This window comes from uncultured Sphingomonas sp., assembly GCF_964250165.1.
GTDB lineage: Bacteria > Pseudomonadota > Alphaproteobacteria > Sphingomonadales > Sphingomonadaceae > Sphingomonas.
Map to the genome: position 1 here is coordinate 22,270 of NZ_CAXUEK010000033.1, position 7,959 is coordinate 30,228.

A 7,959-nucleotide genomic window follows, 5' to 3' on the forward strand; every position below is an offset into this window, starting at 1 on the left:
GCGGCGTGAGCACCGAGCCTTCCCCGCCCGCCGACTCGGCGCAGATCGATTTCGCCGCACTGCTCGGCCTGCGCGACGGCCCCGATCGTGCCGAATGGGGCAGCATCCGTGCCGCCCAGCTCCATGCCGGGCGCGAGCTCGCATTGTTCCTGCTCGGCGCCAGCCTGCTGGGCGCGACCGTCACGGCCGCCATCTTCCGCGACAGTATCGGCACCTTGCCGCTCGCCGCCTGGGTGGCGGCGACGGTGCTGGTGTCGGTCCTGGTCGCCGTCCGTCGTCTCGCCACGCGCCACCGGCGGGATGGCTACGCGGCCGCGAGCGATCTGCGCGCGACGGCGTATGAGGGAGGTGCGCTGGCGCTGGCCTGGGCGACGCCGCCGCTCTTCTTCCACGTTCCGGTCGCCTCCAGCCAGGGCTATGGCCTGTGGCTGATCCTGTCCGTGCTGATGGCCGCCAGTGCGCTCGCGCTCGCGCCGATCGCGCTGGCGACGCTGGTCTTCATGGGCGTGATCGGCCTCGCCGTGGCCATCCATCTCGTCCTCGGCCACGCCTATGCGGCGGCCGCCGCGACGCTGCTGTTCACGCTGATCCTGATGGTCATCTGCGTCACCCGGGCGCGGGCGCTGGTGGTGATCCGCCGCAGCCAGATCGCGCTGGAGGAGCGCGACGAGACGGTCAGCCTGCTGCTGCGCGAGTTCGAGGAGTCGGGCGCGGACTGGTTGTGGGAGACCGACGCGGCGCGCCGCGTGGTGAAGGCCAGCCCCCGCTTCGCCTTTGCCTGCGGTCTCGATCCCGTCAGCATCAACGGTTTGCCCTTCCTCCAGGTGCTCGCCGGGCCGACCTGGGAAAGCGGCAACTTCGCCAACGCGCTGCACGTGCTCGCCGAGAAGATGAAGGCGCGCGACAGCTTCCGCGACCTGCGGCTGCCGGTCTACCGCGAAGGCGAAGAGCGCTGGTGGGAACTCGCCGCCAGCCCTCGCTTCGACGAGCGCGGCGCGTTCATCGGCTTTCGCGGCGTCGGCTCGGACGTTACCGAACAGCGCGCGTCCGCCGACAAGATCAACCGCATGGCGCGCTTCGACACGCTGACCGGGCTACCCAACCGGCTGATGATCAACGAGACGCTGGTGCGCGCGATGGCCGACGCCGATCGGTGGGGCAGGCGCTGTGCCTTCATGATGATTGACCTCGATCGGTTCAAGGCGGTCAACGACACGCTCGGCCATCCGGTCGGCGATCGGCTGCTGTCGCGTGTGTCCGAGCGGCTCCAGCAGCTGATGAGCGCCAACGAGCTGTGCGGCCGGCTGGGCGGCGACGAGTTCGCCGTGGTGGTGCGCGACGCCAGCGACACGGTCGCGGTGGAGAAGCTGGCGCGCGCCATCATCGACTCGCTGTCGCGCCCTTATGAGGTCGACCAGCACACGCTGTTTATCGGCGCGTCCGTCGGTCTCGCGACCGGCCCGCGGGATGGGCGCACCGCCGAGATGCTCATCCGCTCGGCCGACCTCGCGCTGTATCGCGCCAAGGACGCCGGCCGGGGCGTGTACGTCGCCTACGAACCGGCGCTCCACGTCCAGGCGGAGGAACGGCGCACGCTGGAGCTGGCGCTGCGGCAGGCGCTCGACAAGGGCGAGATGCATCTGATGTATCAGCCGGTGGTGGACGCCGGCTCGGGCACGCTGACCGGCTTCGAGGCGCTGCTGCGCTGGCAGTCGCCGCAGTTCGGCAGCGTCTCCCCGGCCAAGTTCATCCCGCTCGCCGAGGAGGCGCGGCTGATCGGCCCGATCGGCGAATGGGTGCTGCGCACCGCCTGCGCCGAGGCCGCGCAATGGCCGAGGGCGGTGCGCATCGCGGTCAACGTCTCGCCCGAGCAGCTGCAGACGCCGGCCTTCGTCTCCACCGTGACGTCGGCCCTCGCCAACAGCGGCCTGTCCGCCGAGCGGCTCGAACTGGAGGTGACCGAGAGCGTGTTCATGCACGAGGAGCTGGGCGCGACCAAGGTGCTGGACCGGGTGCTCGATCTCGGCGTCCGGCTCAGCCTGGACGATTTCGGCACCGGCTATTCGTCGCTCGGCTATCTCTCGCGGACGCGCTTCTCGTCGATCAAGATCGATCGCAGTTTCGTCAAGGGTGCGTCGAAAGGCGTGCGCGAGGCGATCGCGATCATCCGCGCCGTCGTCGCGCTGGCGAAAAGCCTGGGCATGGCCACCACCGCCGAGGGCGTCGAGACCGAGAAGGAGCACGAGATGGTCCAGGAGCTCGGCTGTTCGAAGGTGCAGGGCTTCTATTTCGGCCGCCCGCTGCCGGTGGCGGAGGCCCGTGCGCTGGCCAACCGCCACGGCCAGCAGGAACGCTCGGCGGCATAGGTCGCTCGTCATCCCGGCCTTGTGCCGGGTTCCACGGCGGCTCACACGAGCGTTCGGAACAGGAGCGGAGCCGCCGGTGCTTGCGATCGTGGATGCCGGCACAAGGCCGGCATGACGATCATTTCAGCGGATCATGCCCCCAGTTCATCAGCGAGTAGCGCCAGCGCGAGTGCTCCTTGTCCGCCGCCGGGCCGCCCTGCGCGAGGTGGCGATGCACATAGCCCGTGACCTTCTTCATGTCGGCGAAGTCGGCATCCGTGAGCTCCGCCTGCTTCGTGCGCAGGACGGCGACGATGCGCGCCCCCTCCTTGTGACCGACGCTCTCGCCGGTCCCTTGCCCATCCGGGCCCTTCCAGCCGACTTCCCTGCTTTCCGGCGTCGCAAGCCACCTCTCGAGAGCGGCGGGGGTCATGTTGACGGCTTCGTGGAACGCCTTGGCGACGGCGGCGCGGTCGTCTTCGGCCATCTGCAACTCCTCTGCGGCGGCTGAACGAGCCGCCCGGCGGCAGGTTGCAGCCGATCAGCGGACACCGTCACCGGGCCGACCAGAAGTCGAACACCGCCCGCTGCTCGGCGCCCACCTCCGCCAGCGCGGCCGGGCCGGTCCACGCGCCGGCATAGCCCGTGCGGCGCGCGTGATCGATCCACCAGCCCTGCCCGGGCAACCCGTCTCCCTCGCGCACGACCAGCACGGCCAGTTCCGGTTCGCCGCGCGCGCGCCCCTCTTCATCCATGCGGTCGAGCGTCCGGCACAGCGCGCGCATCTTCGGCCGCGTGAAGCGCAGGCCGAGCCGGTGGAGCAGCCCGGCATAGCTCACCGCCTCGCCAGCCCGCGCCGCCTCGACCAGCATGGCGCGGATGTGCGCGACATTGCCGAGGACCGTCGCCTCGCTCAGCGCCGGCACGACGGCGGCGTCCACGCCTCGCGCGGGGTGCCGCCGATGGTGTAGAGCCGTTCGGCCGGCAGCTTCACCACCAGTCCGGATTTCGGCAGTGCCACGTCGTAGACCGCGCCGCGCAGCCCCGCCATCGGACCGCCGCACACCCTGGCGCCGATGCCCGCGAGGCCGATCGCCAGCCCCTCGCCCATGCTCCCGGTCCAGCGGCCGACGCGCACCGTCACCGGGCCGGGATGATGCTTGCCGGGTCGCGGGAGCACCTCTTCCAGCCATTGCCGCGGGATGCCCGTCTCGCGCTCTTCGGCGGGCAGCTGATGGAGCTGGTAGGGCGTGGCCTCCGTCACGAACCAGCCCATCATCGCGCGCGCGACGCTGGTGTTGCCGCCGCTCGGGGTGTCGGTGAGGTCGAGTTCGATCGGCGCGCCCGGCGCGAGCGACGCCAGGCAGCGGTCGAACGCGGCGATCGTGTCCTGCTCGCCGAGCGAGTTGGCAAGACGCAGCGTCGCCTGCCCGCCCTCGCGCCGGCACGCGACCGGCGGCCGGTTCGGCGCGGGCGCGGCGTAGAGCGAGAGCAGCGTGAGCGTGCGCACGCCCGTCCTGCCCGCGATCGTCAGCACGCGCGGCCGGTCGCGCCGCCCCGCCGCGAGCACGCGTGCCGCATAGGCATCCGCGTCCGCCGCGCCGGGCCGACCGACTGCCGCCCAGAACGCCGCCACCGCCGCCGCGACCGGCTGCGCGCCCACCGCGACCAGACGGTCGCCGGCCATGATCCCGGCATTGGCGGCCGGGCTTTCCGGACGCACCGCGTCCACCCGGAAGCCGCCCCGCGCCTGCACGATCCACAGATCGGCATAGGTCGGCACGATCGCCCAATCGTCCGGGAACGAGGCGCCGGTGATCGCGTGGTGATCGGCCAGGCTCGCCAGCTTGTCCTCGGCGTAGCGGAGCAGACTGTCGCGATCGTGGACCGCCTCGCGCGCCGCCGCGAGCTGGGGCGAAGCAGGCGCCGCCCCGCCGGGAAAGCGATCGAGATAGGCATATTGCGCCGTAACCTGCTCATCGAGCGCCAGCGCGTCGGCGCGATAGTCCGACGCCGTCAGCGCCGGCTGGTCGGCGGCTCCGACCGCCAGCAGCGCCAGCGCAGCCGCCGCTCTCAAATGTGGATTGCCCGGCCATAGGCGCCGAGCACGCTCTCATGCATCATCTCGCTGAGCGTCGGGTGAGCGAACACCGTCTCCATCAGCTCGGCCTCGGTCGTCTCCAGCTGCCGCGCAATCACATAGCCCTGGATCAGCTCGGTCACCTCCGCGCCGACCATGTGCGCTCCGAGCAGCTCCCCGGTCTTGGCGTCGAACACCGTCTTGACGAAGCCGTCCGCCTCGCCGAGCGCGATCGCCTTGCCGTTGCCGATGAAGGGGAACTTGCCGACCTTCACGTCATGGCCGGCCTCCTTCGCCCTGGCTTCGGTCAGCCCGACGCTGGCGACCTGCGGACGCGAATAGGTGCAGCCGGGAATGTTCCAGGTCTCGAATGGATGCGGGTCTCCGCCGGCGATCTTCTCGACGCAGACGATCCCTTCATGGCTCGCCTTGTGCGCCAGCCACGGCGCACCGGTCACGTCGCCGATCGCGTAGATCCCCTCGACGTTGGTGCGTCCGAAGCCGTCGACCTTGATCTGCCCGCGCTCGGTCTCGATGCCCAGCGCCTCCAGCCCGATCTCCTCGGTGTTGGGCAAGATACCGATCGCGACGATGACGTGGCTGTAGTCCTCGACGGCGAGCTTTCCGTCCGCGCCCTTGATGCTCGCCTTCACGCCGTCCGCGGATACCTCGATCTTCTCTACCCCCGCGCCCGTGACGATGCGGATGCCCTCCTTGGCCAAGCGTTTGGCCATGAAGGCGGAGATCTCCTCGTCCTCCACCGGCAGGATGCGCGGCAGCATCTCCACGATCGTCACCTCGGCGCCCATGTCGCGATAGAAGCTGGCGAACTCCAACCCGATCGCGCCCGAGCCGATGACGAGCAGTTTCGTCGGCATCTCCTGCGGCACCATCGCGTGGCGATAGGTCCAGATGCGCTCGCCGTCGGCCTTGGCGAAGGGCAGGTCGCGCGCCCGCGCACCAGTGGCGACGATGATGTGCTGGGCGGTCAGCTCGACGGTCTTGTCGCCCTGCCGGACAGTGAGCCCGCCCTTGCCGATCAGCGCGCCCACGCCCTCATGGACGGTGACCTTGTTCTTCTTCATCAGCGCCTTGACGCCCGCGTTGAGCTGCCCCGCGACCTTGCGGCTGCGGTCCACCACCGCCTTCAGGTCGAAGCCGACCTTCTCCGCCGTCAGCCCGTAATCGCCGGCATGGGTGAGGTAATGATAGACCTCGCTCGTCCGCAGCAGCGCCTTGGTCGGGATGCACCCCCAATTGAGGCAGATCCCCCCCAGCCGCTCGCGCTCGACGATCGCGACCGACATCCCCAGCTGCGCCGCCCGGATCGCCGCGACATACCCGCCCGGGCCGGAGCCGAGAATGACGAGATCGTAGGTGTCGGGCATGCGCTTACCTCAGTTGACCTCGGGCGGCGAGGTCGCGGCCTGAGCGAATTGGATGTTGATCGTCTTCCAGGTGACAACGCCTGTCCCAAACAGGTCCTTGTCGTTGGTCCAGATCGCGTCACCGGTCGCCAACGCTAGCGCAAGCAGCGGCCAGTCTTTCTGCGCCTTGAGGGCGCTGTCCAGCCTTTGCCGAGCAGCTTGCTCGAAGCGCTGGTACAAGGCGGTCTCCACCGGCTGGACCAGATTGAGGACGAGGCTGACCAGTAGAGGAGCGTTCATCCCACGCTCGCCGGCAAGTCGGAGGCCATTCAACTCGGCCTCCCGAAATTGCTCCGTCGGCACGAACAGGTCGTGGCCGGACTGCTGGATCGTAGCGATCAGCGCGAACGAATTGCCGATAACGGCGGATACGAGAACGTTGGCATCAAGGATCATCTGCCTGTTCCAGCGGCGCTCCCCAAGGATCAAGCCCCATTTCTGCGAGAATGTCGTGCGGCTCTATACCTGACGCTCGCAGCTCCGCCTGCATAACCTTGATCTCTTCCACCGCCGCCAGCGCCCGCTCCCGCCGCTCGGGTGTCCAGCGCGGCAAGGGATTGTAGATCCCAATCACCTGGCCGCGATCGGTGAGCTGCACCGGCTCCTCGCCGCGCGCCACTTCGCCCAAGCGATCGCGAAACTCCTTGATGCCCATTCGCATGGCCCGCTCCGACAAGTGTCACCATGAGATACACTTTGCCGCGCCGGGCATCAAGCCAACAGCCCCAGCGGCTTCTCGACCAGGCCCTTGAACGCGCGCATCAGCGCCGCGCCGTCGGCGCCGTCAATGGCGCGGTGGTCGAAGCTGCCGGTGGCGGACATGATCGTCGCGACGCCGAGGCTGTCGTCGTCCATGACCCAGGGCCGCTTCTCGCCTGCGCCGATCGCCAGGATCATGCCCTGGGGCGGGTTGATCACCGCCTCGAACTGTTTGATCCCGAACATGCCCATGTTGCTGATCGAGGCGGTGCCCCCCTGGTATTGTTCGGGCCTCAGCTTGCCGTCGCGCGCGAGGCCGGCCAGCTCCTTGATCTCGACGGCGATGCGGCTGACCGACTTGGTGTCCGCCTCCGTCACCACCGGCGTGATCAGCCCGGTCGACGTCGACACCGCGACCGAAATGTCGGCGCGGCCGAAGGTGATGAGCTGGTCGGGCGTGAACATGACGTTGCACTTGGGCTCCGCCATCAATGCCAGCGCCAGCGCCTTCACCAGCAGGTCGTTGACCGACAGCTTCACGCCGCGCGCCTGCAGCGAGGCGTTCAGCTCCGTCCGCAGCGCCAGCAACGCGTCGAGGCGGACGTCCACCGTCAGATAGATGTGCGGCACGGTCTGCTTGGATTCGGTCAGCCGCCGCGCGATCGTCTTGCGGATGTTGGAGAGCTTCGTCGCCTCGTGGGGAATGTCCGGAATCGCGGCGGGCTTGGGCGCAGGTGTGGAAGCGACGGGCGCGGCTTCCTCATTCCGCGGCGAAAGCCGCGGCCCAGTGTCGGGCTGCTGCGAAGGGGGCACCGCTACGGCCGAGGGCATCGCGACTGGGCCCCGGCCTTCGCCGGGGAGGGCTGCCTCGACATCCGCCTTGACGATCCTGCCGTTCGGGCCGGAGCCGGTCAGCGCCGACAGGCCCAGCCCCTTCTCCGCCGCCAGCCGGCGGGCGAGCGGGCTCGCTTTCACCCGTTCGCCGTCCGGGGCGGGCGGGGGCGCGGCAGGCGAAGCCGCCGGCTGGGGCGGCAGGCCATGATCCTCCGCCTGCGCGGCGTCGCGCGCCACCGGCTGGCCCTCGTTCCCCTTGTCGTTCGGATCGGTCGGGTCCGGGCGGCCGCGAAACACCGGATCGGCCGGCTGCGGCGTCTCGCTCCGGGTCGCGCCGGTCCCATCGGCGACAGTTTCGTCCTCGGGCGTCAGCGTCGCGATCACCGTGCCGACCTTCACCCCGTCCGTGCCCTCCGCCACCGCGATCGACGCGATCGTGCCCTCGTCGACCGCCTCGAACTCCATGGTCGCCTTGTCGGTCTCGATTTCCGCCAGGATGTCGCCGGACTTCACCTGGTCGCCCGCCTTGACCAGCCATTTGGCCAGCGTCCCCTCCTCCATGGTGGGCGACAGC

Annotated in this window: 8 protein-coding genes; 1 reads left to right on the top strand and 7 read right to left on the bottom strand. The window is 69.6% G+C overall.

The window, feature by feature from the left end; genetic code table 11:
* The first annotated feature begins 5 nt into the window (after nucleotides 1-5).
* A complete protein-coding gene (locus tag ACFE64_RS08680; protein WP_375392063.1) occupies nucleotides 6-2,366 on the top strand; it encodes a putative bifunctional diguanylate cyclase/phosphodiesterase in 2,361 nt (786 codons plus the stop codon).
* Between the two features lie 118 nt (nucleotides 2,367-2,484).
* Here the strand turns inward: ACFE64_RS08680 and ACFE64_RS08685 are convergent, their stop codons facing one another.
* The 7 genes from ACFE64_RS08685 to ACFE64_RS08715 all read right to left on the bottom strand — a co-directional run bounded on the left by ACFE64_RS08685 (nucleotide 2,485) and on the right by ACFE64_RS08715 (nucleotide 7,958).
* Nucleotides 2,485-2,832: a DUF3140 domain-containing protein gene (locus ACFE64_RS08685; RefSeq protein WP_375392064.1), complete on the bottom strand. Its 348-nt coding sequence runs from the start codon at nucleotides 2,830-2,832 to the stop codon at nucleotides 2,485-2,487.
* Nucleotides 2,833-2,899: 67 nt separating this feature from the next.
* A complete protein-coding gene (locus tag ACFE64_RS08690; RefSeq protein WP_375392065.1) occupies nucleotides 2,900-3,286 on the bottom strand; it encodes a ribose-phosphate pyrophosphokinase in 387 nt (128 codons plus the stop codon).
* A complete protein-coding gene (locus ACFE64_RS08695) occupies nucleotides 3,259-4,422 on the bottom strand; it encodes a PDZ domain-containing protein (protein ID WP_375392066.1) in 1,164 nt (387 codons plus the stop codon). Before ACFE64_RS08695 ends, ACFE64_RS08690 begins: the two co-directional genes overlap by 28 nt.
* Nucleotides 4,419-5,813 carry a dihydrolipoyl dehydrogenase gene (gene lpdA / locus ACFE64_RS08700; RefSeq protein WP_375392067.1) on the bottom strand — a complete coding sequence of 465 codons (1,395 nt, stop codon included), beginning with the start codon at nucleotides 5,811-5,813 and terminating at the stop codon, nucleotides 4,419-4,421. The genes ACFE64_RS08695 and lpdA overlap by 4 nt, the downstream gene beginning before the upstream one ends.
* A gap of 9 nt (nucleotides 5,814-5,822) precedes the next feature.
* Complete coding sequence (locus ACFE64_RS08705; protein ID WP_375392068.1) at nucleotides 5,823-6,248, bottom strand: PIN domain-containing protein; 426 nt, start codon at nucleotides 6,246-6,248, stop codon at nucleotides 5,823-5,825.
* On the bottom strand, nucleotides 6,238-6,513 hold the full coding sequence (locus tag ACFE64_RS08710) for a hypothetical protein (protein ID WP_375392069.1): 276 nt from the start codon (nucleotides 6,511-6,513) through the stop codon (nucleotides 6,238-6,240). Before ACFE64_RS08710 ends, ACFE64_RS08705 begins: the two co-directional genes overlap by 11 nt.
* Before the next feature lie 50 nt (nucleotides 6,514-6,563).
* Nucleotides 6,564-7,958 (bottom strand): pyruvate dehydrogenase complex dihydrolipoamide acetyltransferase, encoded by a 1,395-nt coding sequence (locus tag ACFE64_RS08715; RefSeq protein ID WP_375392070.1) that lies wholly within the window; start codon nucleotides 7,956-7,958, stop codon nucleotides 6,564-6,566.
* Nucleotide 7,959: the final 1 nt, after the last annotated feature.